Raw genomic sequence first — 25,363 nt, 5'->3', positions numbered from 1 at the left:
GCGATGCGCAAAATCACATCACTTATATGACGACGTACAAGAAAGACCCACCACGGCTACTGCGGACGTCATAACCGCAACGCAAGCGGCGTGGCGCGTCGGCCCCGAACGTCACCGGAGACAGGCGTTTGTCATGCATTTCTCGTTGAATTTCGCCCCGCTGGTTCCATACTGGCCAGTTTTCCTCGAAGGCGCGTGGCTCACGCTCAAGATGACCGTACTCGCTGTCGTGATCGGCACCGCTGCCGGCACGCTGGTCGCCTTTGCCAAGCGCAGCCGCCATCGATGGCTCGTTCGCCTTTGCAACATCTACATCGAGTCGGTACGCAACACGCCATTCCTCGTTCAGATATTCCTGCTCTACTTCGGCCTCGCGAGTCTCGGCATACATATGCCGACGTTTGCAGCCGCCGTCATCGCGATGGTGATCAACATCGGTGCTTACGCGGCGGAGATCATTCGCGCCGGGCTCGAATCGGTGCCGCGCGGTCAGATCGAAGCCGCCGAGTGTCTGGGGCTGTCGAAGTGGCGCATTGCGTGGCACGTCATGCTGCAACCGTCCATCGAGAAGGTGTACCCGGCGCTGACCACCCAGTTCATTCTGATGATGCAGGCCTCCGCCATGGCCTCGCAGATTTCCGCCGAAGAACTGACCGCGGTGGCCAACACTGTGCAGTCGGACACGTTCCGCTCGCTCGAGACGTACATCGTCGTGGCCGCGCTCTACCTTGGTCTGTCGCTGCTGGTGAAGCTGGTGGCGTGGGCCGCCAGCGAGTACTTCTTCAAGCGCCGCCGTACCGTGCGACGCGCCGCAGCGCAGGCGGCTCAGGCCTCGCGCCGCCGCGCTGCCGCCTCGCGCGCAGCCAATCCGAACGCGACAGGCTCTGCGGGCAGCAATACGGCACAACGGAGCGCCTCATGATCGGCAACTTTTCGTGGACCTATTTCGGGTATCTGGTGCAGTCCATCGGCTGGACGCTGGTGCTCTCCCTGATCGCGTTCGTGCTGGGCAGCGCAGGCGGCTTCCTCGTGATGCTCGCGCGCATCTCGCCGCGCCGCTGGTTGCGACTGCCCGCGCAGGTGTTCATCGAAGCGATTCAGGGAATTCCGCTGCTGATCCTGCTGTTCATCGTCTACTTCGGGTTGTCGGTGTACGGCTTCGAGCTGCCCGCCATCGTGGCCGCCGCGCTTGCGCTGATGGTCTACACCAGCGCCTATCTGGGCGACATCTGGCGTGGCTGCGTCGAAGCGATGCCGCGTGCACAGTGGGAGGCTGCCGAGTGCTTGTCGCTCTCGCGCTGGCAGACGCTGCGTCTGGTCATCATTCCGCAGGCCGTGCGCCTGTCGCTGCCGCCGACCATCGGCTTTCTCGTGCAGATCATCAAGATGACGTCGCTGGCGTCGGTCATCGGCTTCGTGGAACTCACGCGTGCCGGCCAGATCATCAACAACTCGATTTTCCAGCCCTTCCTCGTGTTCTCGCTGGTGGGGGTTTTTTATTTCGTGCTGTGCTACCCACTCTCGCGCTGGAGCGCTTCACTGGAGGACAGGCTCAATGTCGGCAATCGTTAAGGTCAACCAGATTCACAAGCGCTTCGGCGACAACCCGGTGCTCAAGGGCGTGTCGTTCGAAGTGGAGCGCGGCAAGATGGTCGCCATCATCGGCGCGAGCGGCTCGGGCAAGAGTACGGCACTGCGTTGTATCGACCGCCTGGAAACCATCGACGAAGGCTCCATCGAAGTGTGCGGCATTCGTGTGGAAGATCCGCAGATCGACCTGCATCAACTGCGCCGCGAAGTGGGCATCGTCTTCCAGAGCTACAACTTGTTTCCGCACCTGAGCGTGCGCGAGAACATCATGCTTGCGCTACGGCACGTGAAGCGTCTGGCGCGCGGCGAAGCGGAGGAAGTGGCCAAGCGTGTGCTCGCACAAGTGGGCCTTTCCGATAAGGCCGACAGTTATCCCGAGCAACTCTCGGGCGGCCAGCAACAACGTGTGGCCATTGCCCGCTCGCTCGCGATGTCGCCAAAAGTCATGCTATTCGATGAAGTGACGTCGGCACTCGATCCGCAACTCACGGGCGAAGTGCTGCGCGTCATGGAAGACCTCGCGGCCGACGGCATGACGATGCTGCTCGTCACGCACGAGATGGCGTTCGCCAAGCGCGTGGCCGATCAGATCATCTACATGCATCAGGGCAAGGTATGGGAAGTCGGTCCGGGCGAAATGATCGACAACCCGCAAACGCCCGAACTGCGCGCATTCCTCGCCAACGGGCTGTAAGCACGCAGTCACGACAACAACATCACTCCAAGGAGACCACTGCATGAAACTCAAGACGTTCCTCACTCGGGCCTGCGCCGCCGTCCTGCTCGGTGCAATGGCGCACACCGCTTTCGCAGATCAGCTCGACGACATCAAGAAGGCGGGCAAGATTCGCGTTGCGATCGCCATGGGCACACCGCTGTACTCGTTCGCCGACGCCAATCTGCAACCGGCGGGCTCGGACGTCGACACTGCCAAGCTGCTGGCGCAGGATCTGGGCGTGAAGCTCGATATCGTGTCTGTGACGAACGCCGCACGCGTGCCGACGCTGCAAGCGAACCGTGCCGATATCGTGGTGGCCGATCTCTCGATTACGCCGGAACGTGCGCAGGTGATCGACTTCTCGATTCCGTACGCCGTCATTTCGATCATCGTGGGCGGGCCCAAGAGTGTGAACATCAAGGGCTATGACGACCTCAACGGCAAACGCATCGGCCTCACGCGCGCGACCGTCAACGATACGCTCACCACGCAGAACGCCAAGGGCGCACAGATCGTTCGCTATGAAGACGACGCCACGCTCATCACGTCGATGGTGACGGGGCAGGTCGATATCTTCTCGAGCACGCCGTCGAACCTCGGCGAGATGATCAAGCGCGCACCGGACAAGAACCTCGAACTGAAATTCGCGCAGAAGGAATTCGATCTTGGTATCGCGCTGAACAAGAATCAGCCCGCGCTCAAGGACTGGATCAACAACTGGGTGAAGACCAACCTGAAGAACGGCAAGCTCAACGCGATCTACAAGAAGTATCACGGCCGCGATTTGCCGGACAGCGTGACGAAGGGCGCGGCGTAATACCACCATCACCGCACGCGAACGGCCGTTAGCAGACAAGCGCTGACGGCCTTTGCAGACTCACAGCAGTCAACTCACGGCGCCAGCGACGCGTCACCGGCAGCCAGCTCACGCGCCCCCACCATCCCAACGCCGAGCGCAGCACAACGGCAATCGCCACCGCACTCGCCCAAGCGATCAACGCCAGCGCGTGCGTCGTGAAGGTACTGGCCGCACCGTAGGCGGATACCCCCGTCATGACCAAAGGCATCGCGAACTGCCGTCATGACGGTGCGAACGCATGCTGCCCCCGGTTCGGCATCAGGCGCGCTCGAAGTGCTCAACCTCTGCGCTCACGACACGATGTTGTACGACGCGGGGCGGGAACCACTGGCCGTGCCCGGCGGAAAGCGGTAACTTAGCGGTTTGCCGTTACCACCGATCCCCCGACATTCCACCCGCCAATGACTACCCGCTCTACCCCTCTTTGCTTGCCGGCCCAGCGTCTTGCCCCCGCTGCGCGCCTGCGAATCGGCGTGTTGACGTTTGCCCTAGCCACGTTTGCCGCATCGGCCTTCGCCGCACCGGATATCGACGCCGGCAAGGCGCTGTTCACCTCACGCTGCGCATCGTGTCATTCGGTCGGGCCGATGGCGGCGTCGGGCTTCGGCCCTCAACTCAACGGCATTGCCAACCGGCGCGCGGGCAGTCTGCCGGACTTCGATTACTCGAAGGAGATGAAGCAGTCGGGCATCGTGTGGGACGACAAGACGCTCGCCGCCTTCATCGCCAATCCGGGCAAGACCGTGCCTGGTACAAAGATGCGCTTCTGGGGCATTGGCAACGAACGCAAGGTCGCGGATCTGATCGCTTACCTGCACACGTTCAAGTGAGATGAGACGGGGCGGTAATGCGCGGGGACGTTGACGTGCGAGCTGCCGGAAGGCGAGTGCCTTCAATTCAGGCCGTCCGTATGCGGATTTAGCGCCGTAATCCGGAAAGATGTGAGAATATCCGCGCCACAGGCAGATCGTTTTGATCAACCCCAGGGGGTCAGAAATGCGGAAGCTCGTCTCGTTTCTGTTGTTGCTTGTCTCTCTTCACGCTTTTCCTGCGGCGGCCGACGTATTCGCGTTTCCGGCCGATTTCAAGCACCAGACCCTGACCACCAACGGCGCGAAAATATATGTGCGCGTCGGCGGCCACGGGCCTGCCGTCGTATTGCTGCACGGCTATGGCGAGACCGGCGACATGTGGGCGCCACTCGCCGCGAAACTCGCTGCAAATCACACCGTGATCGTCCCCGATCTTCGCGGCATGGGACTCTCCGACCATCCGGCCACAGGCTACGACAAAAAGAACGAAGCACGCGATATTGCCGGCGTTCTGGATACCCTCCGGATTGGCAAAGTCGACGTGGTGGCCCATGACATCGGCAACATGGTCGCCTACGCTTTCGCGGCCGAGCAGCCTGAGCGCGTGACAAAACTCGTACTCATGGATGCACCGATTCCCGGCGTCGGCCCGTGGGAAGAAATCTTGAAGAGCCCGCTACTCTGGCACTTCCGTTTCGGCGGGCCGGATATGGAGCGGCTGGTCAAGGGCCGCGAGCGCATTTACCTCGATCGCTTCTGGAACGAGTTTTCGGCGGACCCCAAGAATTTCAATGAAGCTTCGCGCCGGCATTACGCAAAGTTCTATGCGCTGCCTGGCGCGATGCATTCCGGCTTCGAACAGTTTCACGCCTTCGATCAGGATGCGATCGACAACCGGGCATTTCTGACCCAAGGGCCGTTGCCAATGCCGGTACTCGCGATCGGCGAAGAAAAGTCGTTCGGCACCATGATGGAGACGGTCGCGCGTGCGGCGGCCAGCAACGTGCAAGGCGTTGTGATTCCGAATGCCGGCCACTGGTTGATGGAAGAACAACCGCAAGCGACGATGACAGCCATCACTACATTTCTTCAGTGATTCGAAAACCGATGCCCGCTTAACCGGCGGGAATCGCACTTCCGAAACCGGCTATCCCTGTAAAAATCGGGGGCAGTCGGGGGCACGAATAGTGAGGTTTGACGACGTTTGCCTGGTCGCGTTGGTCCGCGATTCCCCGTGTGGCCAGCTCTCGGGTAAACATCGCCGCACCGCGCATGATTTCAGTCATATCGTCGTCAGAGTAGGATACTGGCGCTAGGCTGCAAGCCGTCTTTCGATTGGAGTGGAACATGAAGCGCCTTTTATCTCCTGTCATCGCCGCATCGACCTCCGTCCTGCTCGGCGTCTTCGTTCTCTCGTCGTCTGCAGTCGCCGACGATACGGCGCGCCGGATGGACGTGTCACGGCACGGCGCAGAGGTGATGCCGTTCTCCCTTGCGGCTACCACCCACATCTTTGCGAAGACGGCCGACGGCGGAATCCAGCAGGTCGTCACGAAGCATCACGACCTGAAACAGGTCGCGCTAATTCGCGAACATCTGTCCATCATTGCCAGGCAGTTCTCGGCAGGCCATTTCGAAGCGCCGGAGCAGATCCACGGCATTGACATGCCGGGCTTGGCCGCGCTGCGTACCGCGAAGCCGGGCGAGCTGAAGATCGACTATCGCGACTTGCCCGATGGCGGCGAAATCGTCTACCGCACGGAAGCGCCTCGTCTCATCACTGCGCTGCACGAATGGTTTGATGCCCAGTTGTCCGATCACGGGCACGATGCGGTGGCAGGACACGATCCCGGAATGATGCACCATCATCCGACGGACTCATCGACAGCGCAATAGGCCGTGCCAACGACCAAGATGCCAGTGACCGGTCGCGCTGCGCGAATCGACGCTGTTGCGCCGGCACGATGCGTTTTGCACGAACGCGTGCGAATTGCAGAGCTTTCCGGCGACAAGGGGTGGCCAATACCGGGCGATGTCCAAAGGCGACGCCGGAGACGCTGACGCCCCCTGCCGAGTCACCGGCCCTCAGCTTCGTGTTTGGGTCTGCCGCGAAGAACGGTCAGTTGAATGATATTAATCAAAGAAGATCCCGCGCGACGAACTAGACTTTATCCAAGGTAAGTTGTGGAGCATCGAATGATGGGGTTCGGACAACCGGGCGGATGTGGCTACGGGATGATGGGGGGCGGCTTCGGATGGCTGCTCGTGCTTTTAATTGTCGCGGTTTTCGTTGTGGCGCTCGGTTTGTTTCGCCGGTCTTCACATTGCCAACGGGATCGGAGTGCTCGAAGCCGGTCCGCTCTTGACATACTCGACGACCGCTACGCGCGCGGTGAGATCGACGCCGACGAATACAAAAAGCGGCGTGCGGACCTAGAGGGCTGAAGCGCGCAAGCCTTGATTGCTCCGGTCTATATTGCCCCATCGCATCGCGGCGAAGGCTAGCCAGGCGGAATTCCAGCGATGCGCTTCGCGGGTCAATGACATCTTGGTTTTATCACCTTCGCTTTGCAGCAATGGAGAGAACATGAATAGCCAAATTTTTGCAGCCTTGGTGGTTGCCCCTGCACTTGCGCTCGCATCCATTCCGGCATCGGCGCAGTCCACGAATAGCACCGGCACGCCCGCGGCATCACCCGACGGGCGGGGTTACGGCATGGGCCCCGGAATGATGGGTGGCAACGGAGCGGGAGCATCGCAGCGCGGAGCGAGCGATGGCCATCCCTACGGGCCGGGTGAGTGGCCAATGGGACCGGGCATGATGGGTGGCTGGGACAGTGGTTACGGTATGGGTCCATGGATGATGGGCGGCGGATACGGCAGTTGGGGGATGGGACCGTGGATGATGGGCGGCGGTGGCTACGGAATGGCCCCCTGGACGATGGGCGCATACAACTTTGGGCCTGGAGGCTCGACGCCAATGCTTGCGTCGCTCGATCTGAGCGATGCCCAAATCAAGCAAATCGAGGCGATTCAGGAAGCGCGGGAGAAAAAGCAGTGGGCGCTGATGACGTCAATGCACGATGCGATGGTCTCAGGCCGGCACAGTTTCGACCCGCAGACCGTCGACGTGGATGCGGCGATGAAGACGGCGAAGACGATATCTGAGATTCGTCTGCAGATGTTGCGTAACCAGTTGGAGAGCCAAAAGCAGATCTTGGGTGTCCTCAACGCCGAGCAGCAACAGAAGCTGCGTCAGTACGGTCGCCGCGGAAGGTGACGGGTTTGCGCAGGCGCACATGGACTACCTCACATCTCGATACGGCACGCCGATACTAGCCATTCAGTCCATGCGCGCAGTGGCGCCTATGCCCCGCCCGGTCGCGCCGGTGCATGTCATGATGGAGATACATCGTGAGCGAATCCAGAACGTTAGAAATCTTCCGCTACGATCCGGACCGTGACGCCGGGCCTCGCATGCAGACATTCGAGATGGACGTTGCACCGACCGACAGAATGTTGCTCGATATGCTGATTCGCTTGAAGGCGCTCGATGAAACGTTGAGTTTCAGGCGCTCGTGTCGAGAAGGGGTATGCGGTTCAGATGCGATGAACATTAATGGCAAGAACGGTCTTGCCTGTACGACGAACCTTCACGATCTGCCACGTCATACGATTTTGCGCCCCTTGCCAGGCCTGCCGGTCGTCCGCGACCTGATCGTCGACATGACGGCATTCTTCAAGCAGTATCACTCGGTCATGCCGTACCTGATCAACGATACGCCGCCGCCCGAACGAGAGCGCCTCCAATCGCCGGAGGAACGCGACCAGCTTGATGGACTCTACGAATGCATCCTGTGCGCCTGTTGCTCGAGCGCCTGCCCATCGTTTTGGTGGAACCCCGACAAGTATGTCGGCCCCGCAGGACTCCTACAGGCTTATCGGTTCCTCGTGGACTCTCGGGATGAAGGCACCAATGCGCGACTCGACAATCTTGACGACCCATATCGGCTGTTCCGCTGTCGCTCGATATTGAATTGCACGGACGTTTGCCCGAAGGGATTGAATCCGGCGAAGGCAATCGGCGAGATCAGAACCATGCTTGCGCGTCGCATCGTCTGAATTCCTAGGTCCGGCGCTCGTTCTGGCGGCGGCGGTCGTCAGTCTCCCGGACCGCTGCCGACCCGCATGCGACAGATGCGCCGAGCGAAGCGCTTGGTGCAAACCGAGGCAGGCCCTCACGGATCTCGCCAGCGGCGCTTGTTGGCGCGACATCAATCGACGCTGGCGGACATGTCCGCCAGCGCTCGCCGCGCTGTCTCGGCGAAATACGACAGGGTGCCGACAAACCACCCATGCACCTGGGAAACAAACTCATCTGAAAGCGTCACGGCACGGCGGGTCTCATTGTGCGTCAGCACCCCGCACTTCTCCGCTTCGTTGATTACATTGCGCACGTGAGATTTCGAAATGCCCAGATCCGATGCGATCTGGCTGCTACTGAGCTTGAGCCAATGCCGGGTACCGTGCGAAGTGGTGCTCGCCAGTACGCAACGAAAATGCTCGCGCAACAGGAAGAATACAATCCGGTCCCCGCATTCGTTCTGATGGACCCAGTTGACCAATGGAAATTGTGGAAATTGCGTCGTAACGTTGTCGAGAATCAGCCGCGAATGCAGTACGTAATGCGAAAAGAAAATGTCGTCGCGCCGCATGCGGTCGGCGCATCCCCGATCAATCAACCCAAGCGATTCACAGCATTCGAGATGCTTTATCAGCCATTGGCGCAAACCGTCTATAGTCCGCGGACCCGGTACCAGATACTTTAGGCGCCGGTCGTCCTGATCGGGCTCGACCGAAATGAGCCTGACCACCCGCAGTACCGCAAAAAAGCTTGCCAGTGTACGCGAATAGCCAATCAGGTTTTGCAACCGCGACAAGGTGGGGCGCTCACCGGTTCCTGCCAGATATTCGTAATGCATGATGATCACGCGCCCCAAGGCATGCGACTGCATCACTCGCCCAAACAGCTTATTGAGCAGCCGCTCACCGCTGAATAGATGCAACAGCGAATCGCAGTAATCGTGCATGAGCTGTTCATAAGGTAATTCCGGTTGCTCCATCCGAATTTCCCCCGTTTGGCCACATCAATTTGCGCTCTGTTTTTCCCTGTTTCTGCGACAGCGAAGTGCATTAAAGAATAGCGTCAAATATACATGCAAAAATTGGACTTCCCCGAACAATACCGACCTCGATACGATTGCATCGTCCCGATCGCCAGACAAAATCGCCAGGGCCAAAAGCATTTGCTCAAAACAACGTAGTCCAAAACTAAAGGAAACGATCATGTGCGACCATCACGCTCCCTCGATGCCCCGCCGTCAGATGCTTTTCGCCGGAGCCGCCGCGATGGCTCTCAGTGGCGTCACCGCCCGGGACGGCTTTGCAGCAGAACCGTCGGCCGGCCCGGCGCCGAACGCGATTGCGCCCGATGCGGCGCTCGCCCGCCTGATGGAAGGCAATGCGCGTTACGTCGCCAATGCGCCTTTGAACAAAGACTACTCTGCTGGACGCGCGGCACGGGTAACGGCTCAATACCCCATCGCCGCGATCGTCAGTTGTGCGGACGCGCGCGTCGCTCCGGAACTGGCTTTCGATCAGGGGCCCGGCGACCTCTTCGTCGTGCGCGTTGCAGGAAACTTCGTCAACGACGATGGACTGGCAAGCCTCGAGTATGGCGTCAAGTTTCTTAGCGTACCGCTGGTCATGGTTCTCGGACATACCAACTGCGGCGCAGTGTCGGCCACAGTGAAGATGATTCAGGAGAACGCCGTCATGCCGGGCCATTTGGGTGACTTGGTGCGTTCCATCAAGCCGGCCGTTCTGGCCGCCAGACATGACGGGGGTGAAGATGATCTGGCGGCGAGGGCCACGATTGAGAATGTGCGTATCAACGCCGGCCGCCTGACTGTCTCCAAACCGATCCTCGGGCGCTACGTGAAGGACGGCCGGGTAAAAGTGGTCGGCGCCATGTACGATCTGGCCACGGGTAAGGTCAGCCTTTTGTAACGGCGGCATGCGTCATGCAACGCGCTCGTCGCAGCCGCACCCAATCTGCGCGGGCATCCTTCGACGAGCGCGTTCATGGCAGATCGAACCTTTGACGGGATGTGACAGGGTTTCGTGCGCACCATGTGGACCGACCGGTTGAATCCACAAGCCGGTGCGGCCAGTCGGACAGTATCCCGAGCAGCCGCTGTCCGCCCGGCAATAGACGCTGGGGCAAAGCGCGCTTGCCCCGGCCAACCACCATTCCGCTTCACATATGCCGCCAATTTTTCCCGGTGCAATATCCGGTGCAAATTTGGTGCACTGAGTCGCGTAAACAGCCGTGTCTGGCTATGTTGCGGCACCTGTCAGGGAACGGAGAATGTCGCGCAATACCCTGGAATAGCAGGGATTACAGCGTTTGGCTTGATGTGGCTCGAAGCCTAAGTGGTACCGGGGACCGGACTTGAACCGGCAAGCCCGAAGGCGGCGGATTTTAAGTCCGCTATGTTTACCAATTTCATCACCCCGGCAAGGGCACGCATTCTAACATCCCCCACCAAGATACGTCAGTTGAGTATTATGAGTGTATGCACGCTCTGCGCGCGCCAACGGAGATCGATCCATGCTGGAGAATCTCGACCGTATCGCCATGTCGCTCGACGCCATCGAAGCCGCCGCCCGTGACGTTGCCCTGGAATCCCCCCAGAACGCACAAGCCCTCTACACCGCGCTCATGGAAATTCGCAACGCCATCGCACTCGTCGCCCAGGAAGTGGTGCGGCTCGAACACGAATTCCACGGTCCCATCAGCAACGGGTAATCGTGGCGCCCCCTGCGCACCGCCCCACCTGCTGGCAATTGGCCGTGGCCTTCGGCGCCGTCGGCGCGACAGGCTTCGGCGGCGTGCTGCCGTGGGCGCGTCGCATGGTGGTCGACCAGCGCCACTGGCTGACCGACCGGGAATTCGCCGAACTGCTGCCGCTCGCCCAACTGCTGCCCGGGCCGAACGTCGCCAACATCGCCACCGTATTGGGACGCCGGTTCCAAGGGCCACGTGGCGCCGCCGCAGCCGTCGCCGGTCTCTACTTCTGCCCGACCATCGCCATCATCCTGATCGGCTTCGCCTACGCGCGATGGGGGCAAACCGCGCTCGTCCAGCACCTCCTCTCCGGCCTCATGCCCGCCGCCACCGGACTGGTGATCGCCACCGCACTGCGCCTGCTCGCCGGACTGCAACGGCACTGGAGCACACTGACCTTCGCCGCCGTCACCTTCATCGGCAGCTTCGTTTTCGGCCTGCCCCTGCTGCTCGTACTCGGCGTGCTCGGCCCCTGTGCGGTACTGGCCGCCCATCGATTGGCGCGTCAGCGACAACCCGCCCCATGAACACGCTCATCGACCTGTTTCTGCACGGCTCGCTCTGGTCGCTGCTGGCCGTCGGCGGCACCAATGTCACGCTGGCGGATATCCACCGCTACGCCGTCGAGACCCGCCACTGGATCACCGACGCCCAGTTCGTCACGTTCTTTTCGCTGGCTCAGGCCGCCCCCGGCCCCAACGGCATGGCCGTTACCTTGATCGGCCTGCAAGCCGCCGGTCTGCCCGGCGCGCTGACCTCCACCCTCGCCAAATGCGCGCCAAGTTCGCTGCTGGCCTATCTCGTCGGCGGCTGGGTCGACCGGCACGAACAGTCCCCGTGGGTGCGCGCCGTCCGGCGGGGCCTCGCGCCGATCACCGTCGGGCTGCTCGCGGCCAGTAGCGCCGTGCTCGCACGGGAAGTCGACGTCAACGTCGCACGCACACTCGTGACGCTCGCGGCCATCGTCGTCACGCTGCGCACGCGCTGGAACCCATTGTGGCTCATCGCCGCCGGCAGCCTGCTCGGCCTTACGGGCTGGCTGATGTAGGACGTTTTCCCGCCCATCCCGGACACCGCCCGCGGTTACGAACCGTCACAGACGGCGTCGGGCAACGGGTCTACAATAGGCAGCACGTTTCACAACGCGGTGTGTCCCATGACCCTCCCCTGTTGTACGTCGCAAGCCGAGGCGCCCTCCGGCACCTCCCAGAACACCACCCGCTCGCGCACCGCACGCGACGGCCCGCCGGCTCACGTATCGACGGCGCCGGCGCCGCTGCACGTCCGCTACGACACCGTACGCGCCGCGTCGGTCGCCTTTGCGCTAGGCCTCTCGGACGCCGACGCCACCGTGCAGTCGATGCCCGACGCGAGCCCCATCAAGTGGCATCTCGCCCACACCACCTGGTTCTTCGAGGCCTTTCTGCTCGGTGAGCCCGGCGCCCTGTCCGGCAGACGCTACCGCCCCTACGATCCGCGCTTCGCCTATCTCTTCAATTCGTATTACGAAGCCGCCGGTCCACGCCATCCACGCCCGCAGCGCGGCTTGCTCACGCGCCCCACGCTCGACGATGTGCTGCGCTACCGCCAGCACGTCGACACCGCCATGCACGAGTTGCTATTGCATGCCGACCCACCGGCCGACGTCCGCGCCCTCATCACCCTCGGTCTACATCACGAGGAGCAGCATCAGGAACTGATGCACACCGACCTGCTGCATCTCTTCGCGCAGAATCCCTTGCGTCCGGCACATCGCCTTCCATCGTCTGCCTGCGAAATCGCCGCACCGCTGCAATGGATAACACACGACGGCGGGCAGCATCGCATCGGGCATCCGGGCGAATCCAGCGGCCATTTCGCGTTCGACTGCGAAACCCCCGCGCACGATGTGTTGCTGCGCCCCTTCGCCATCGCGTCACGTGTGGTGACGAACGGCGAGTGGCTCGCGTTCATCGAAGACGGCGGCTATCGCATGGCGGGCCTCTGGCTGTCAGACGGCTGGGCGACGGTGCAACGCGAGGGTTGGGGGCATCCGCTGTACTGGGAATTGCACGACGGCGAATGGCAGTCCATGACGCTCGCCGGCATGCAACCGATCGACCACGACGCGCCCGTGCGGCACATCAGCTACTTCGAAGCCGACGCCTTTGCTCGCTGGGCAGGCAAGCGTCTGCCGACAGAACAAGAGTGGGAGGTGGCGGCCAGCACTACCGCATCCGCACAGCCGGCGATGGCGCAATGCTATGGCCCGGTCTGGCAGTGGACGGCAAGTCCGTACGTCGCCTATCCCGGATTCCGGACGGCAGCGGGGGCCGTCGGCGAATACAACGGCAAGTTCATGTGCGGACAGTTCGTGCTGCGCGGCGGCTCGCTCGCCACGCCGCCCGGGCACGCACGTGCCACGTATCGCAATTTCTTCTACCCCCATCAGCGCTGGCAATTCTGCGGCCTGAGGCTCGCGGAGGACCGCTGATGTCGCAAGCTACCCAAGCCACGGCGTTCGTTTGTCCGTCACTGCCGGAAAACGCTTTCGCCACCGATGTTCTCGCCGGTCTCGGCCACACCCCGAAGTCGCTGCCCAGCGTCTGGCTCTACGACCAGCGCGGCAGCGAACTGTTCGAGGAAATCACCGGCCTCGACGAGTACTACCAGACCCGCACCGAAACCGCACTGCTCGGCGAGTGCGCCGCCGCCATTGCCGATGTCATTGGACCGGACGCCGTCGTCGTCGAGTTCGGCAGCGGTTCGAGCCGCAAGACCCCCCAGTTGCTCGACGCCCTCGTCACCCCGCACGCTTACGTGCCGGTCGACATTGCCGGCGACTTCTTCGACGACGCCGTCGCCGCGCTCGCACGCCGCTGCCCCGGCATTCCGATGTTGCCGGTACGCGCCGACTTCACCCGGCCGTTTCACCTGCCACCGCAGTTGCAAGACAAGCAGGGGCCGCGCCTCGGCTTCTTCCCCGGCTCGACGATCGGCAATTTTGCCCCTGGGCAAGCGGCCGCATTTCTCTCGCACGTCGGCAAGATGCTCGGCCCGCGCAGCAGGATGGTCGTTGGCGTGGATGCTTGCAAAGACCCCGCCGCGCTATTGCCCGCCTATGACGACGCACGTGGCGTCACCGCGCAGTTCGATCTGAATGTGCTCGCCCGCATCAACCGCGAACTCGACGGCGACCTGCCGCTCGACGCCTTCCGCCACGAAGCCCGCTTCAACGCGGCGGCAAGCCGTATCGAGATGCATCTGGTCGCACAGCGGCCTTTCCAGGCGAGTGTGCTGGGCCATCGCTTCACGTTCATGACAGGCGAATCTGTCCATACTGAGAACTCCTACAAATACGGTCAGACGGAATTCCGCGCCCTGGCAAGTTCGGCAGGATGGGACGTGGAACGCGTCTGGCTCGACGCTCGCTCGCGTTTCGCCATCTATCTGCTGCGCCCCGCCACCGGCGGCTGACCCAGCCGCTTCGCGCGGCACGGCGATGGCGCCGGCTATCACCGACCTCATCTGCGTACGACACCCGCCCGCTGAGTGTGCGTCACGCGCTCATCGCCTGTGCACCGTCCGTCCGGCATGACGGCCGGTTTTTTTTGGCCGACATCGCTAAAGTTTGGGCGTCGTTGTGCCGTTGATGCATGCAGACACCTGCTGTGCGGCCTGCGAAATGTGAATTCCGACGGGCGCGGCGGCAGCGCGACGATTCATTGGCAACGGATACGCAAGAATCGCCGCCATAAACGCCCGAGGATCAGGCACACCGGAACGCCGGTGCGTATTCCCTCCAGGCCATTTTCACAGCGCGCGGCCACGACCGCAGCGCACCGTTGACACGACGTATCGCTGCACATGATTTCACGCGCAATGGGGATGCACGTGGCACGAGCTTCGGCGGTAGCGCCTGCAGCTCGCGGCACTCACACAGACGCTCGGCTGGCAGGCGCGCGCTCGCACGCCCCGTGGCTTCACGCCGTCGTCGTCACGTCAGGGAGCCCGTCACGATGAGCCGCATTGCACTGACGCTCTCCGACGCCGCACTCGCCGATTTGCAGAAGGACTTCGACGCCTTCGTGCGCATTTCCGCCGCCGTCGACCGCCACTTCACGCCGCCGCCTTTCGACGACTTCCTGCGCGCCCGCCTGCTCGACAGCACCGTACCGCTCACCGAAGCCGCCGTCGCCCAACTGCTCGCAGGCGGTCACTACGCATGGGCCAAGCGCACGTTCGACAAGCAGTTCCCGGACGTCGTCTCGATCATCCTGAATCAGGCGCGTCAGCACGGGTTCCATTTCGTGTCCCGCCCCGAATGGACGCGCGAAGACATGTCGCGTCAGGCCAGCCGCTGGGCCGAAGGCATTGTGCGGGAAGCGAAGGGCGAGGAACGTATCGTGGAGTCGCTCGCCGGGCAGATTGTCAGTTCGGTGCAAGACCTGCGCACGCTCGAAGCGACGTTGCAGACACCGGCATGGCGCACCGCTTCGGTGCTGCGCGAACGCGTATTCGAAGCCAAGCGCAGTGTGGAGTCCGCCCGTGCGCTGCAAGCGAGGGAAAAACTCGGTGAGTTGCGGGCGCTCCTCGATCTGGCCGTGATTTACGGTTCGGTCAGCGCTCAGGAATCCGAACAGTTGCTGGACTATCTGCGTGTCCTGCGTCCCGAGTTGTTCAACGACGATCCGAGCGTCTTCGAACGATTTGCCGCGTGGCTGCGGCGTCTGTTGACGCCGGACGTGCCTCGCCCGGCAGCCGCAAAGGAAGTACCACCGCCCGCCGCGAGCGTCGATGCGTCGCACCCGAACGCCGACACCCTGCAATCCCCCATCACGCGCTGACGGCCGGGCGACGCCGATGCGCTCGCCCCCTACCACCGTCCGACGCAGCACTCACCGGTTGAAGATCAACGCCACGCCCGCGCTTGCCATCAGCGCGCCCCACCAGGCGCCTGCCGCCGGGCGCTGCCGGGTGCGAAGCCACAACAACGGCAACACCATGACCGGCGTGGTTGCGGAGAGCGTCGCAATGACGCCGGTGTTGCCATGTCCCATGCCGTAGAGCAGCAATGTCATGCCGACGGCCACACCGACGAAGCCCGAGGCGGCCGTGAGCGCCAGTGTGCCCGGCGTGAAGGCCGAGAAGACGGCACGTCCGCGCCGCGCGGCGACAATCGTGAGCCCCAGCGCCGACACCCCGACGCGCACGGCCGACGCCCCTACCGGATCGACACCTGCCGCCATGACCGGCTTGGCGATCAACGTGCCGATGGAATGACACAGCGCCGCCGTCAGGCCAATGGCCACGCCCACCCGCACGTCGCCCCGCACGGACTCCCAGTGGTGCGCATCCTCGCGACGCCCGCCAAACGCGATGGCCAGCGCCACCCCCGCCGTCACGAGCGCCACACCTGCCACGGCACGCCAACCGAGCGCCTCGCCGAGCCAGAAGTAGCCAAGCACGGCGGTCATCGGTGCGTTCGTCGCGAAGACGATGGAGTTGCGGCGCGGCCCGAGGCGGCCGAGCGAGGTGTAAAGAATCGTGTCGCCCACCAGAATGCCGATCAGCCCCGACGCCGTGAGCCGCAGCCATTGCGCGAGGGTCAGCGACGGCCAGCCGCGCAGCACCGCCAGCGCGATGAGCAGCATCGCGAAGACCAGCAGCATGCGGGCATAGTTGAAGGGGAAGGAACCCGCCTGACGTACAGGCGTGATGGCGATCATGCCGCTGCAGGCCCAGCAAAGGGCGGCGCCGAGCGCGGCGAGGTAGGCAAGTTCGGTTGTCATGGTCAGGGGGCGGACGGCACAGGGTCGCAACCGCCCCCGCCGTTGGGACGCCATTATACGAGTCACATGCCCCATTCGGGGGCATGGCTCCGGCGCTGACCTCAGATATCTTCGTCGAGTCGATGCAACGCGTCGAACATCTCACGGTAGGCCGCCGCAACGCCGTAGGCACCGCGCAACATGCGCAAGCGCGCCGCGACGTCGAGCTCACCGGCTTCCTCCACCCACTGCGAGAGTAGCGAAGTGCCGCCGCAAACACTCGCATCGTGCCGCGCATGGGCACAGACCGCCGCAAACCCTTCGGCAGCCGACGGATACCGCTGCGCCAGCGAATCGAATTGCGCCTCGATCTCGCTGGCTGCACGCACCGTTGACGGGGCCTGGCTCAGCGCACAGCAGCCGACGTAAGTCGGCATATCGCCCGCTGCGTCGATGATGAAATCGATCAGCGCGTGGGTCGAATCGAACGCGCCGCTGTCGAGGAACGTGCGGGCCGTCGGACCACAGCGCAGAAGCCCGGCAGCGAGCATCGTCGCCTGCCCGCGCTGTTCACGATACTGACGTAACAGCAACGGCCGCAGTGCCGCATCGGTGCAGCGCTCGACAGCAATGCGATTGTGGACATCGGCCCCGGCGGCGCGATGGTAGTGCTGCGCGAGAAACGCCAGCACCTGAATGTCGCTCGACTCGCCGGCCAGAAACCGGGCCCAGAACGGTGCGGCGAAAATGCCGCGCACCCAGTCATCGCAGATCTTCCCGAATGCCGGAACGACATCGCACCGTGTCGCGGGCAACACATGCACCAGCGATTCGTCGACGAGCGTGGCAAGCCATGTGCCCGGCACCGGCGCTTCGGCAAGCAACAAACCATGCCGCAGACGATCGAGCCAGACAGCAATGTCGGCAGGCGCGCCGTGCAATGTGCACGACACCTCATGCGACGAGATGGTGACGGCCTGGGTGTCACTCGTCCAACGCGCGTGCGGCGACACGATGACCCATACCGCCTTGGTGGATGCCTCCGGCGTCGGGTGCGAGCCGGAAGTGGAGTCGGCGACCGATGACATGATCGAGGCACTCATCGGACGATGGCCCCGAGCAACGTCACCCACGCGGGATCGATGCGTCGCACGACCTCCACGCGAAGCGCCGCCGCCCCGTCGTCCAGCGACAGGCCGGGCACGCTTTGCATTGCATTCGCGGTGCTGCGGCATGCGGCGCGCCCCTTGCCGCGCGGCGACTGGCGCGTTGTCTTGTCGGAGGAACGCGCAGCCCGATCACCGGCGGACAGTGCGCGTCCTTGCGCGCCGGTGGGCGACTCAAGCACGACAGGAAGAAAAGGAAAAGGTGACGGCGGTGCATTGGACGGCATGTCGGCTCCTTTCGAAATACGGATGACGCAGCGCAAAGACTGCCGCACAGGCCGCTCATGCCATGCCGGGCAGGAGCGCAGATACCTGCGGGTCAAACGTCTACATTAGGAATCCCTCACGGGGTCGGAAAAGAACGGAGACTCTAGAAGTGCGCAAACAACGTTGTCATATCGCCGTCATATCGCGCCCCCGTCACAACGCCGGTTTGATGAAAACCACCGGCAACCCCCTGAGAGATAGCGAAGGTTCAGCATCGGTCGCCATCGTGAACGGCAAATGCCTACATTCGCTCTCCAACAGACAATTTTGAGACTATTCCCAAGAACCTGAAGCATCGCTGCGGCGACACGCGATCAGGCCAGGGCGCTCTTCTCGTATCGGCGTTGCCGCGCCCCCACCTCGCGGCATCAGCCAGTCGCTCAAAGTGAACTAAGGGTTACCCCAAAAATGAGCCTCGCCGGGTACGAACACGCGAATTCGCACCTACGCTAGGACATTCAGAGTTCAGACGCAGAGACGCTACGTATGCCCGACGCCCCTTCCCAATCGGCAGACACGCTTGGCACCGCCAAGCCTCATGCCAAAACCCGCCTTCGCGGAGCCCTCGGCCTGGTCGAGTGGCTCGGCAATGCACTGCCGCACCCGGTCACGCTCTTTGCCCTCATGACGGTGACGGTCATCGCACTGTCGTCGATCAGCGCCTGGCTCGGCATTTCGGCGGCTGACCCGCGCCCCGCCAACGCGGGCGACGTCATGACCGTGACGAATTTGCTGACCGGCACCGAACTCGTGCGCTGGGCCAGCACCGTGACCCTGAACTTCACGGGCTACGCCCCGTTGGGGACGGTGCTGGTCGCCCTGCTCGGCATCTCGATTGCCGAACATTCCGGTCTGCTGTCGACCGCGCTCCGGGCGCTGGTGGTTGCCGCGCCGCGTCGTTGCATCACCATGGCGATCGTCTTTGCCGCCGTGATCTCGAACGTGGCCTCGGATCTCGGCTATGTGGTGGTTCTGCCGCTGGCCGCCATGCTGTTCGCGACGATGGGCCGGCATCCGCTCGCCGGTCTGTCGGCGGCATTCGCGGGCGTGTCCGGCGGCTACGGCGCCAATCTGCTGCTCAGCACGTCGGACCCGCTACTGGGCGGCATTACTCAAGGTGCGGCGCAACTACTCGCCCCGGAATACAGCGTCAGCGCGGTTGCCAACTGGTACTTCATGGCCGCCAGTTCGTTGCTCGTCACGTTCGCGGCCACCTGGGTCACCGAACGCATCATCGAACCCCGCCTGGGCACGTGGCATCCGCAGGACGGCGACGCGCAAGCGCTGTCCCCGGACGCGCACACCCACCGCCCCATCGCCCCCGAGGAGCGTCGCGCACTGTGGGCCGCACTCGGCTGCATGCTGGCATGCGGTGTCGCCTTGTTCTCGATGGCGTGGCCCGGCAGTTCGCCACTTCGCGATGCGGCCGGCGAATACGGCAGCCGTGCACCGCTGTTCGGCAGTGTCGTGGCATTCATCGTGATCTTCTTCGCGCTGCCGGGGTTGCTCTACGGAGTGATGACTGGCGCGTACCGAAACGACCGCGACGTGATAGCCGCCATGTCGAAGACATTGGGCAGCCTTGGCCAATACCTCGTCCTCGTGTTTTTCGCTTCGCAGTTCGTCGCCCTGTTCGGGCGCAGCGGATTGGGCACCATTCTCGCGATCAAGGGCGCGAGCTGGCTCAGCGGCGTTGCCGACAACGGGCCGCTGTTGTTCGTCGGACTCATCGTGCTTTGTGCCGCAGTGAACCTCATGATCAGTTCCGGCATGGCGCAATGGGCGCTCATGGCGCCGATCATCGTGCCGATGATGATGCTGCTCGGCTATGCGCCGGAAGTCGTGCAGGCCGCGTACCGCATCGGCGATTCCGTCTCGAACATCGTCACACCGATGCTGAGTTACTTCGCGCTCATTCTCGCGGTAGCAACACGCTACCAACGCGATGCCGGCGTAGGAACGTTGCTCGCCCTGATGTTGCCGTACGCCATCGTCTTCACCATCGCATGGACGGCATTCTTCTGCCTTTGGGTATTCGGTCTGGAACTGCCGGTCGGGCCGAACGTGCAGCTTCGATACACCGTCCACTGAATGCCGCGCTGGGGTCGCTCACTTGAAGTACCATGATTGTTTCCGGCGGTGCTCTCAGGAGCGACTCTCATGCCTCTCTATCAGCGTCTTCCCATCTTTGTTTTCGAGATCGAAGCCTGCGAGAACCTGAAGTTCATTACGATGGCGATTCGCTTCAACCTGGATCGCAACGGCCGGCATCTGTCGCTGGCCGATTGGCAGCGTCTTCCACAAGAAGCGCGAGAAACGCTGGCGTCGTGCCGGCCGGGCGACGAGGATTTCGCGGCGCGTCTCGATGAGATTGCCCGCGACCATCTCGGGCAAGCGGTCGAGCGCATTGTCGACCCCGCCCCCACGGCGTGGCAGGATTCGAATGCGTTGCCGCCGGGGTTACTCAGGCAATGCGAGCTGGCCGACCTGCTGCCACCCGATGTCGGCGACTGGGCCACGCTCACCCCATTTCGTCGCTATGTGCTCGCAAAGCTCTCGCGACGCGACACGCTCAACCACTGCTTCGTCCCCGCCATGCTCGAGTTCGGACTGGCGCAGACGCAAGCCGAACTCTGAGCCACAACCGGCGGGAAGCCCCGGCCCCCGCTGCAGGATCAGGTCACCGGCGCCGGGTTGAACAGCGTCAGCGCGTTGTGCAGCCCCCACCGCTCGGCCCAGGTCTTTTCTCCGCTCGCCACGGCGAGCATCCGGTGAAAGAGTTGCCACCCGATGTCTTCGATGGTGGCGTCGCCCGTCGCAATGCGGCCCGCGTCGATATCCATCAGATCGTGCCAGCGGCGCGCCAGATCGGAGCGCGTGGCGACCTTGATCACGGGCACCTCGGCCAGTCCGTATGGCGTTCCCCGACCGGTCGTGAAGACGTGCAGATTGATGCCTGCGGCGAGTTGCAGCGTGCCGCAGATGAAGTCGCTCGCCGGGGTCGCGGCGTAGATCAGTCCGCGCTGGTGGGCACGGTCGAGCTTCGCACCGGGAGCCACCACACCGTGAATCGGCCCGGTGCCCGATTTCACGATCGACCCCATCGCCTTTTCGACGATATTGGACAACCCGCCGCGCTTGTTGCCGGGCGTCGTGTTGGCGCTGCGGTCTACGCGTCCGCGCTCGAGATACGCGTCGTACCACGCCATCTCCCGAATCATCGCTTCGGCAACTTCCGGCGTGGCCGCGCGTGAAGTGAGTTGGTCGATCCCGTCGCGCACCTCGGTCACTTCGGAGAACATCACCGTCGCCCCCGCGCGCACAAGCAGATCCGTTGCAAAGCCCACGGCCGGGTTCGCAGTGACGCCGGAAAACGCGTCGCTGCCGCCGCACTGCACACCCACGATCAGTTCGGATGCCGGCACCGTCTCGCGCTGCCGCGCGTTGAGCCGTGCCAGATGCGTTTGCGCCATGGCGAGAATCGAATCGATCATCGACAGGAAGCCAACGTGTGCGTCGTCTTGCAGACACACGGTGTCGGGCTTTCCGTCAGCATCGGCACTGCCGATGGGAATGCTCCCCGCCGGCAGCAGACGCTCAGGCTGGAGCTTCTCGCACCCGAGGCTCACCACCATGACCTCGCCGCCGAAATTCGGGTTCGTGGCGATGTTGCGCAACGTGCGGATCGGCACGATGGCGTCCGGGGCGTCGATGGCTACGCCGCAGCCGTAGGTATGCTCGAGCGCGACCACGTCGTCGACATTCGGATACTGCGGCAGCAATGTCTCCTTGATGCGCTTAACGGCAAATTCGACCACCCCGGCCACGCATTGCACCGTTGTGGTGATCGCGAGGATATTGCGTGTGCCAACCGAACCGTCGGCGTTGCGATAGCCCTGAAATGTGAAGCCGTCGAGCGGCGGTAATGCTGCGGGCACCCGCGTGCTGATCGGCAGACGATCCAGCGACGGCGCCTCGGGCATGGTGAGATTGCGCTCGTTGACCCAACTGCCGGCGGGCAACGCCCGCGAGGCATAGCCGATCACCACGCCGTAGCGAATCACCGCCGCCCCCTCGGACAAGTCCACCAGGGCGACTTTGTGTCCCTGCGGCACGGCGTCGACTAGCATGAGCCCGCCCGCAAACCGGCTACCGGCGGGCAAACCACCGTCGTTCACGACGATAGCAACGTTGTCGTCTTCCTGCATCCGGATGTAGCGCGGCACATCCTTCGCCGCCTGCCCCGGTCCCGATCCTGATCCCAATTCGCCCGCCGCCGTGCGGGCCGTGTCCATCGTCGATGCCATGTTACTCACTCCCCCTGCTGTCCTGATGGGACGCAACACCCGCACTTGACCCACGCGTGCGATTTGTCGCGCTCCTCAACGCATTGTCCGAATCACCTGCCGCTGTCGTTGACGCTGGCTCAACCACCCGTCACTTATGCGTCATCATACATCTAGATCCCCCATTTTGGGCATAGACAAGGGCCTTCGACGGAATCGGGAGAAACCCTTCTCGTCCCTTTTGCGGGTTTATCCCACTGCCATTCGGACAGCCACCCTCTTGTTCGGTCCGATCACATGTTATACGATGACATATAACTTAGCGCCAAGCGCTGGTTGAGCCTCTTTTTCCCTCATCGAATCCGGCCCTGCGGCCGACAGGAACTCTTGAAATGACTGCACCTCAAGAACTCAAGCAGATCGTCTCCGACGGCTTGTTGTCTTTTCCCGTGACCGACTTCGACGCCAATGGCGACTTCAACGCCCGTGGCTACGCAGCCCGTCTGGAGTGGCTGGCACCGTTCGGTGCAACGGCGCTCTTCGCCGCAGGCGGCACAGGCGAGTTCTTCTCGCTCACGCCCCAGGACTACAGCGCAGTCATCAAGACGGCGGTGGACACCTGCGCAGGCAAAGTGCCGATTCTGGCCGGCGCCGGCGGCCCGACGCGTCTGGCCGCCGAGTACGCGCAGGAGGCCGAGCGCCTTGGCGCCAAGGGCGTGCTGCTTATGCCGCACTACCTGACCGAAGCCAGCCTGGATGGCATTGCCGCACACGTCGAACAAGTCTGCCGTTCGGTGAAGATCGGCGTGATCGTCTACAACCGCGCCAATTCGAAACTGGGCGCGGACGAGCTGGAGCGTCTGGCCGAGAAGTGTCCGAACCTGATCGGTTTCAAGGACGGCGTGGGCGACATCGAGCGCATGGTGCAGATTCGCCGTCGCATGGGCGAGCGCTTCTCCTATCTGGGCGGCCTGCCGACGGCCGAGGTTTATGCCGCGGCCTACCGCGCACTGGGCGTGCCGGTGTACTCGTCGGCCGTCTTCAACTTCATTCCGAAGACGGCAATGCGGTTCTATCGCGCCGTGTGCGAGAACGACCAGGAGACGATGGGCCGTCTGCTCGATACGTTCTTCCTGCCGTATCTGGAGATACGCAACCGCCGCGCGGGCTACGCCGTGAGTATCGTCAAGGCGGGCGCAAAGCTCGTCGGGCACGACGCCGGCCCGGTGCGCGCACCGCTGACCGACCTGCTGCCGGATGAACTCGGCGCGCTCAATGCCCTGATCCGGCAAGTGGAAGGCTAAGGAGAATGCACATGCAGATCACCGGCGAGATGTTGATCGGCCGCACCGACGTGCGCGGCAATGCGGGAACGCTCGAGGCGTTCGATCCGTCGCGCGGCGAGCGCCTGACACCGGCGTTCGGTGCAGGCACCGTGCAGGATGTCGAGCGTGCGTGCGACTTGGCGAGGGCCGCGTTCGATCCGTTTCGCACCCTGCCGCTGGCCAAACGCGCCGAGTTTCTCGAAGCGGTGGCACAGGCGATTCTCGATCTGGGCGACGCACTCATCGAGCGCGCTCACGTCGAGACCGGATTGCCTGTCGCCCGCCTGCAAGGCGAACGCGGACGCACAGTCGGTCAATTGCGGATGTTTGCCCGGGTGGTACGTGACGGCCACTTCCTCGATGCCACCATCGACCCCGCCCAGCCCGCACGCGAACCGCTGCCGCGCAGCGATTTGCGTCTGGCGAAGATCGGTCTGGGTCCCGTAGCGGTGTTCGGTGCGAGCAACTTCCCGCTGGCGTTTTCGGTGGCGGGTGGCGACACGGCGTCGGCATTCGCTGCGGGCTGCCCGGTGATCGTCAAGGCACACTCGGCACATTTGGGCACGTCCGAACTCGTGGCACGTGCCGTTCGGTCTGCCGTGCAGAAGCTCGGCCTGCCCGAAGGGGTGTTCTCGCTGCTGGTCGGCGAGCGTGCGGTAGGCGAGGCGCTCGTCGCGCACCCGGCAATCGCCGCCGTAGGCTTCACCGGTTCGCGCAACGGCGGCCTGGCACTGCAACGTATCGCGCAGGCGCGCGCCGTGCCGATCCCCGTGTATGCCGAAATGAGCAGCATCAATCCCGTCTATCTGCTGCCCGAAGCACTGGCCGCGCGCGGCGACGCCATTGCCAAAGGCTTCGTCGATTCGCTGACGATGGGTGTGGGTCAGTTCTGCACGAACCCCGGGCTGGTACTCGGCATCACCGGTGACGCGCTCGAGCGCTTCTGCCGTAGCGCCACCGAAGCGCTCACGGCGAAGGCCGCAGGCACGATGCTGACGCCGGGCATTCATCAGGCGTACGACAAGGGCGTGGCACGACTGGCCGACGAGCCAAACGTGTCGGTGCTCGCACGCGGTCAGGCGGGCAGCTGGTGTCAGGGGCAAGCCGCCCTTTTTCGCACGACGGCGGCCGAATTCCTCGCCACACCGGCGCTGCATGACGAAGTCTTCGGCCCCGCGTCGGTCGTTATTGCCTGCGATACGATCGACGAGATGATCGCGATCACCGAGCGTCTTGAAGGCCAACTCACGGCTACACTGCAACTCGACGCAGGCGACACCGCGACGGCACGCCGTCTGCTGCCGAGTCTGGAGCGCCGCGCCGGACGCATCCTGGCAAACGGCTTCCCGACCGGTGTCGAGGTGTGTCATGCGATGGTGCACGGCGGCCCGTTCCCGGCCACGTCGAATGCGATGTTCACGTCGGTGGGCGCGAGCGCCATCGATCGGTTCCTGCGTCCCGTGTGCTATCAGGATCTGCCCGATACGCTGCTGCCCGAAGCGCTGCAAGAAGCCAATCCGCTCGGTCTGTGGCGACTTCGCGACGGCGCCTTGTCGCAATCGTAATGTCTGCACACGCTCCGGCACCGCGCACGCAAGCGTAGAAATGACAAACGCCCTCGGATTCGAGGGCGTTTGTCATCGGGGCGACGTGCCAGAGAGGTGACGAAGCGGCTATGCA

General features: G+C 63.2%; 27 protein-coding genes and 1 tRNA gene. 21 read left to right on the top strand and 7 right to left on the bottom strand.

What is annotated here, in order from left to right:
* The first annotated feature begins 133 nt into the window (after positions 1 to 133).
* The 4 genes from PCO31110_RS16490 to PCO31110_RS16475 are packed head-to-tail and all read left to right on the top strand — an operon-like array spanning position 134 to position 3,125.
* Complete coding sequence (locus PCO31110_RS16490) at positions 134 to 922, top strand: amino acid ABC transporter permease (RefSeq protein WP_150690897.1); 789 nt, start codon at positions 134 to 136, stop codon at positions 920 to 922.
* Entirely contained in the window at positions 919 to 1,572 is a 654-nt protein-coding gene (locus tag PCO31110_RS16485) for an amino acid ABC transporter permease (protein ID WP_010808243.1), read from the top strand. Before PCO31110_RS16490 ends, PCO31110_RS16485 begins: the two co-directional genes overlap by 4 nt.
* Complete coding sequence (locus tag PCO31110_RS16480; protein ID WP_010808242.1) at positions 1,556 to 2,284, top strand: amino acid ABC transporter ATP-binding protein; 729 nt, start codon at positions 1,556 to 1,558, stop codon at positions 2,282 to 2,284. Before PCO31110_RS16485 ends, PCO31110_RS16480 begins: the two co-directional genes overlap by 17 nt.
* A gap of 43 nt (positions 2,285 to 2,327) precedes the next feature.
* The gene (locus PCO31110_RS16475; RefSeq protein WP_010808241.1) at positions 2,328 to 3,125 is read left to right on the top strand and encodes a transporter substrate-binding domain-containing protein; all 798 of its coding nucleotides are present in this window, start codon (positions 2,328 to 2,330) and stop codon (positions 3,123 to 3,125) included.
* Between the two features lie 28 nt (positions 3,126 to 3,153).
* Here the strand turns inward: PCO31110_RS16475 and PCO31110_RS16470 are convergent, their stop codons facing one another.
* Positions 3,154 to 3,363, bottom strand: a complete 210-nt coding sequence (locus tag PCO31110_RS16470) for a hypothetical protein (protein ID WP_036664284.1) — start codon at positions 3,361 to 3,363, stop codon at positions 3,154 to 3,156.
* A 277-nt stretch (positions 3,364 to 3,640) separates the two neighbouring features.
* Here PCO31110_RS16470 and PCO31110_RS16465 point away from each other — a divergent pair, with 277 nt between their 5' ends.
* The 6 genes from PCO31110_RS16465 to PCO31110_RS16440 all read left to right on the top strand — a co-directional run bounded on the left by PCO31110_RS16465 (position 3,641) and on the right by PCO31110_RS16440 (position 8,101).
* Entirely contained in the window at positions 3,641 to 3,997 is a 357-nt protein-coding gene (locus tag PCO31110_RS16465; RefSeq protein WP_246189865.1) for a c-type cytochrome, read from the top strand.
* A gap of 166 nt (positions 3,998 to 4,163) precedes the next feature.
* A complete protein-coding gene (locus PCO31110_RS16460; protein WP_150690895.1) occupies positions 4,164 to 5,075 on the top strand; it encodes an alpha/beta fold hydrolase in 912 nt (303 codons plus the stop codon).
* Positions 5,076 to 5,326: 251 nt separating this feature from the next.
* Positions 5,327 to 5,875 carry an aspartate carbamoyltransferase gene (locus PCO31110_RS16455; RefSeq protein ID WP_150691045.1) on the top strand — a complete coding sequence of 183 codons (549 nt, stop codon included), beginning with the start codon at positions 5,327 to 5,329 and terminating at the stop codon, positions 5,873 to 5,875.
* A 300-nt stretch (positions 5,876 to 6,175) separates the two neighbouring features.
* A complete protein-coding gene (locus PCO31110_RS16450) occupies positions 6,176 to 6,424 on the top strand; it encodes an SHOCT domain-containing protein (RefSeq protein WP_306439164.1) in 249 nt (82 codons plus the stop codon).
* A 142-nt stretch (positions 6,425 to 6,566) separates the two neighbouring features.
* Positions 6,567 to 7,259 (top strand): Spy/CpxP family protein refolding chaperone, encoded by a 693-nt coding sequence (locus PCO31110_RS16445; RefSeq protein ID WP_010808235.1) that lies wholly within the window; start codon positions 6,567 to 6,569, stop codon positions 7,257 to 7,259.
* A gap of 134 nt (positions 7,260 to 7,393) precedes the next feature.
* Positions 7,394 to 8,101: a succinate dehydrogenase iron-sulfur subunit gene (locus tag PCO31110_RS16440; RefSeq protein ID WP_010808234.1), complete on the top strand. Its 708-nt coding sequence runs from the start codon at positions 7,394 to 7,396 to the stop codon at positions 8,099 to 8,101.
* A gap of 152 nt (positions 8,102 to 8,253) precedes the next feature.
* On the opposite strand, the gene PCO31110_RS16435 is transcribed toward PCO31110_RS16440, so the two are convergent.
* Positions 8,254 to 9,102 carry a hypothetical protein gene (locus tag PCO31110_RS16435; protein WP_010808233.1) on the bottom strand — a complete coding sequence of 283 codons (849 nt, stop codon included), beginning with the start codon at positions 9,100 to 9,102 and terminating at the stop codon, positions 8,254 to 8,256.
* Between the two features lie 223 nt (positions 9,103 to 9,325).
* On the opposite strand from PCO31110_RS16435, the gene PCO31110_RS16430 reads away from it, so the two are divergent.
* Entirely contained in the window at positions 9,326 to 10,048 is a 723-nt protein-coding gene (locus tag PCO31110_RS16430; RefSeq protein ID WP_150690894.1) for a carbonic anhydrase, read from the top strand.
* Between the two features lie 427 nt (positions 10,049 to 10,475).
* Here the strand turns inward: PCO31110_RS16430 and PCO31110_RS16425 are convergent.
* A tRNA-Leu gene (locus tag PCO31110_RS16425) sits at positions 10,476 to 10,560 on the bottom strand.
* Positions 10,561 to 10,652: 92 nt separating this feature from the next.
* Between PCO31110_RS16425 and PCO31110_RS16420 the strand changes: the two genes are divergently transcribed.
* The 6 genes from PCO31110_RS16420 to PCO31110_RS16395 all read left to right on the top strand — a co-directional run bounded on the left by PCO31110_RS16420 (position 10,653) and on the right by PCO31110_RS16395 (position 15,715).
* The gene (locus tag PCO31110_RS16420; RefSeq protein WP_010808231.1) at positions 10,653 to 10,850 is read left to right on the top strand and encodes a hypothetical protein; all 198 of its coding nucleotides are present in this window, start codon (positions 10,653 to 10,655) and stop codon (positions 10,848 to 10,850) included.
* A 2-nt stretch (positions 10,851 to 10,852) separates the two neighbouring features.
* Positions 10,853 to 11,416 carry a chromate transporter gene (locus tag PCO31110_RS16415; protein ID WP_246189864.1) on the top strand — a complete coding sequence of 188 codons (564 nt, stop codon included), beginning with the start codon at positions 10,853 to 10,855 and terminating at the stop codon, positions 11,414 to 11,416.
* Positions 11,413 to 11,937 carry a chromate transporter gene (locus PCO31110_RS16410; protein ID WP_010808229.1) on the top strand — a complete coding sequence of 175 codons (525 nt, stop codon included), beginning with the start codon at positions 11,413 to 11,415 and terminating at the stop codon, positions 11,935 to 11,937. The genes PCO31110_RS16415 and PCO31110_RS16410 overlap by 4 nt, the downstream gene beginning before the upstream one ends.
* Before the next feature lie 108 nt (positions 11,938 to 12,045).
* Positions 12,046 to 13,362, top strand: a complete 1,317-nt coding sequence (gene egtB / locus PCO31110_RS16405; RefSeq protein WP_150690893.1) for an ergothioneine biosynthesis protein EgtB — start codon at positions 12,046 to 12,048, stop codon at positions 13,360 to 13,362.
* Positions 13,362 to 14,345: an L-histidine N(alpha)-methyltransferase gene (gene egtD, locus PCO31110_RS16400; protein ID WP_010808227.1), complete on the top strand. Its 984-nt coding sequence runs from the start codon at positions 13,362 to 13,364 to the stop codon at positions 14,343 to 14,345. The genes egtB and egtD overlap by 1 nt, the downstream gene beginning before the upstream one ends.
* Positions 14,346 to 14,887: 542 nt before the next feature.
* On the top strand, positions 14,888 to 15,715 hold the full coding sequence (locus PCO31110_RS16395; RefSeq protein WP_150690892.1) for a DUF4088 family protein: 828 nt from the start codon (positions 14,888 to 14,890) through the stop codon (positions 15,713 to 15,715).
* Between the two features lie 51 nt (positions 15,716 to 15,766).
* Here PCO31110_RS16395 and PCO31110_RS16390 read toward each other — a convergent pair whose 3' ends face one another.
* The 3 genes from PCO31110_RS16390 to PCO31110_RS16380 form a co-directional block, all read right to left on the bottom strand.
* Positions 15,767 to 16,660, bottom strand: a complete 894-nt coding sequence (locus PCO31110_RS16390; RefSeq protein ID WP_150690891.1) for a DMT family transporter — start codon at positions 16,658 to 16,660, stop codon at positions 15,767 to 15,769.
* A gap of 101 nt (positions 16,661 to 16,761) precedes the next feature.
* Positions 16,762 to 17,727, bottom strand: a complete 966-nt coding sequence (locus PCO31110_RS16385) for a hypothetical protein (protein WP_150690890.1) — start codon at positions 17,725 to 17,727, stop codon at positions 16,762 to 16,764.
* Positions 17,728 to 17,738: 11 nt separating this feature from the next.
* Positions 17,739 to 18,032, bottom strand: coding sequence for a hypothetical protein (locus tag PCO31110_RS16380; protein ID WP_150690889.1), 294 nt, complete (start codon positions 18,030 to 18,032; stop codon positions 17,739 to 17,741).
* Positions 18,033 to 18,558: 526 nt separating this feature from the next.
* Between PCO31110_RS16380 and PCO31110_RS16375 the strand changes: the two genes are divergently transcribed.
* Positions 18,559 to 20,163 (top strand): AbgT family transporter, encoded by a 1,605-nt coding sequence (locus PCO31110_RS16375; RefSeq protein ID WP_150690888.1) that lies wholly within the window; start codon positions 18,559 to 18,561, stop codon positions 20,161 to 20,163.
* A gap of 69 nt (positions 20,164 to 20,232) precedes the next feature.
* Complete coding sequence (locus PCO31110_RS16370) at positions 20,233 to 20,709, top strand: nitrate reductase associated protein (protein ID WP_150584553.1); 477 nt, start codon at positions 20,233 to 20,235, stop codon at positions 20,707 to 20,709.
* Positions 20,710 to 20,747: 38 nt separating this feature from the next.
* On the opposite strand, the gene garD is transcribed toward PCO31110_RS16370, so the two are convergent.
* A complete protein-coding gene (gene garD, locus PCO31110_RS16365; protein WP_246189885.1) occupies positions 20,748 to 22,280 on the bottom strand; it encodes a galactarate dehydratase in 1,533 nt (510 codons plus the stop codon).
* Positions 22,281 to 22,750: 470 nt separating this feature from the next.
* Here garD and kdgD point away from each other — a divergent pair, with 470 nt between their 5' ends.
* Positions 22,751 to 23,662: a 5-dehydro-4-deoxyglucarate dehydratase gene (gene kdgD, locus PCO31110_RS16360; protein ID WP_150690887.1), complete on the top strand. Its 912-nt coding sequence runs from the start codon at positions 22,751 to 22,753 to the stop codon at positions 23,660 to 23,662.
* A gap of 11 nt (positions 23,663 to 23,673) precedes the next feature.
* On the top strand, positions 23,674 to 25,248 hold the full coding sequence (locus PCO31110_RS16355; RefSeq protein ID WP_150690886.1) for an aldehyde dehydrogenase (NADP(+)): 1,575 nt from the start codon (positions 23,674 to 23,676) through the stop codon (positions 25,246 to 25,248).
* Positions 25,249 to 25,363: the final 115 nt, after the last annotated feature.

It is taken from the genome of Pandoraea communis (genome assembly GCF_902459745.1).
Classification (GTDB): Bacteria; Pseudomonadota; Gammaproteobacteria; order Burkholderiales; family Burkholderiaceae; genus Pandoraea; species Pandoraea communis.
Note: the sequence above shows the minus strand (reverse complement) of the source record. Positions and strands in the feature narration are given on the sequence as shown.

Bases quoted from the DNA above. Each gene is read 5' to 3' on its own strand.
- PCO31110_RS16450 (WP_306439164.1), top strand. From the start codon at position 6,176: ATGATGGGGTTCGGACAACCGGGCGGATGTGGCTACGGGATGATGGGG.
- PCO31110_RS16395 (WP_150690892.1), top strand. From the start codon at position 14,888: ATGAGCCGCATTGCACTGACGCTCTCCGACGCCGCACTCGCCGATTTG.
- PCO31110_RS16455 (WP_150691045.1), top strand. From the start codon at position 5,327: ATGAAGCGCCTTTTATCTCCTGTCATCGCCGCATCGACCTCCGTCCTG.
- PCO31110_RS16470 (WP_036664284.1), bottom strand. From the start codon at position 3,363: ATGACGGGGGTATCCGCCTACGGTGCGGCCAGTACCTTCACGACGCAC.
- kdgD (WP_150690887.1), top strand. From the start codon at position 22,751: ATGACTGCACCTCAAGAACTCAAGCAGATCGTCTCCGACGGCTTGTTG.
- PCO31110_RS16375 (WP_150690888.1), top strand. From the start codon at position 18,559: ATGCCCGACGCCCCTTCCCAATCGGCAGACACGCTTGGCACCGCCAAG.
- PCO31110_RS16485 (WP_010808243.1), top strand. From the start codon at position 919: ATGATCGGCAACTTTTCGTGGACCTATTTCGGGTATCTGGTGCAGTCC.
- PCO31110_RS16445 (WP_010808235.1), top strand. From the start codon at position 6,567: ATGAATAGCCAAATTTTTGCAGCCTTGGTGGTTGCCCCTGCACTTGCG.
- PCO31110_RS16490 (WP_150690897.1), top strand. From the start codon at position 134: ATGCATTTCTCGTTGAATTTCGCCCCGCTGGTTCCATACTGGCCAGTT.
- PCO31110_RS16355 (WP_150690886.1), top strand. From the start codon at position 23,674: ATGCAGATCACCGGCGAGATGTTGATCGGCCGCACCGACGTGCGCGGC.
- egtB (WP_150690893.1), top strand. From the start codon at position 12,046: ATGACCCTCCCCTGTTGTACGTCGCAAGCCGAGGCGCCCTCCGGCACC.
- egtD (WP_010808227.1), top strand. From the start codon at position 13,362: ATGTCGCAAGCTACCCAAGCCACGGCGTTCGTTTGTCCGTCACTGCCG.
- PCO31110_RS16385 (WP_150690890.1), bottom strand. From the start codon at position 17,727: ATGTCATCGGTCGCCGACTCCACTTCCGGCTCGCACCCGACGCCGGAG.
- PCO31110_RS16370 (WP_150584553.1), top strand. From the start codon at position 20,233: ATGCCTCTCTATCAGCGTCTTCCCATCTTTGTTTTCGAGATCGAAGCC.
- PCO31110_RS16420 (WP_010808231.1), top strand. From the start codon at position 10,653: ATGCTGGAGAATCTCGACCGTATCGCCATGTCGCTCGACGCCATCGAA.
- PCO31110_RS16380 (WP_150690889.1), bottom strand. From the start codon at position 18,032: ATGCCGTCCAATGCACCGCCGTCACCTTTTCCTTTTCTTCCTGTCGTG.
- PCO31110_RS16390 (WP_150690891.1), bottom strand. From the start codon at position 16,660: ATGACAACCGAACTTGCCTACCTCGCCGCGCTCGGCGCCGCCCTTTGC.
- PCO31110_RS16410 (WP_010808229.1), top strand. From the start codon at position 11,413: ATGAACACGCTCATCGACCTGTTTCTGCACGGCTCGCTCTGGTCGCTG.
- PCO31110_RS16475 (WP_010808241.1), top strand. From the start codon at position 2,328: ATGAAACTCAAGACGTTCCTCACTCGGGCCTGCGCCGCCGTCCTGCTC.
- PCO31110_RS16435 (WP_010808233.1), bottom strand. From the start codon at position 9,102: ATGGAGCAACCGGAATTACCTTATGAACAGCTCATGCACGATTACTGC.
- garD (WP_246189885.1), bottom strand. From the start codon at position 22,280: ATGCAGGAAGACGACAACGTTGCTATCGTCGTGAACGACGGTGGTTTG.
- PCO31110_RS16430 (WP_150690894.1), top strand. From the start codon at position 9,326: ATGTGCGACCATCACGCTCCCTCGATGCCCCGCCGTCAGATGCTTTTC.
- PCO31110_RS16460 (WP_150690895.1), top strand. From the start codon at position 4,164: ATGCGGAAGCTCGTCTCGTTTCTGTTGTTGCTTGTCTCTCTTCACGCT.
- PCO31110_RS16480 (WP_010808242.1), top strand. From the start codon at position 1,556: ATGTCGGCAATCGTTAAGGTCAACCAGATTCACAAGCGCTTCGGCGAC.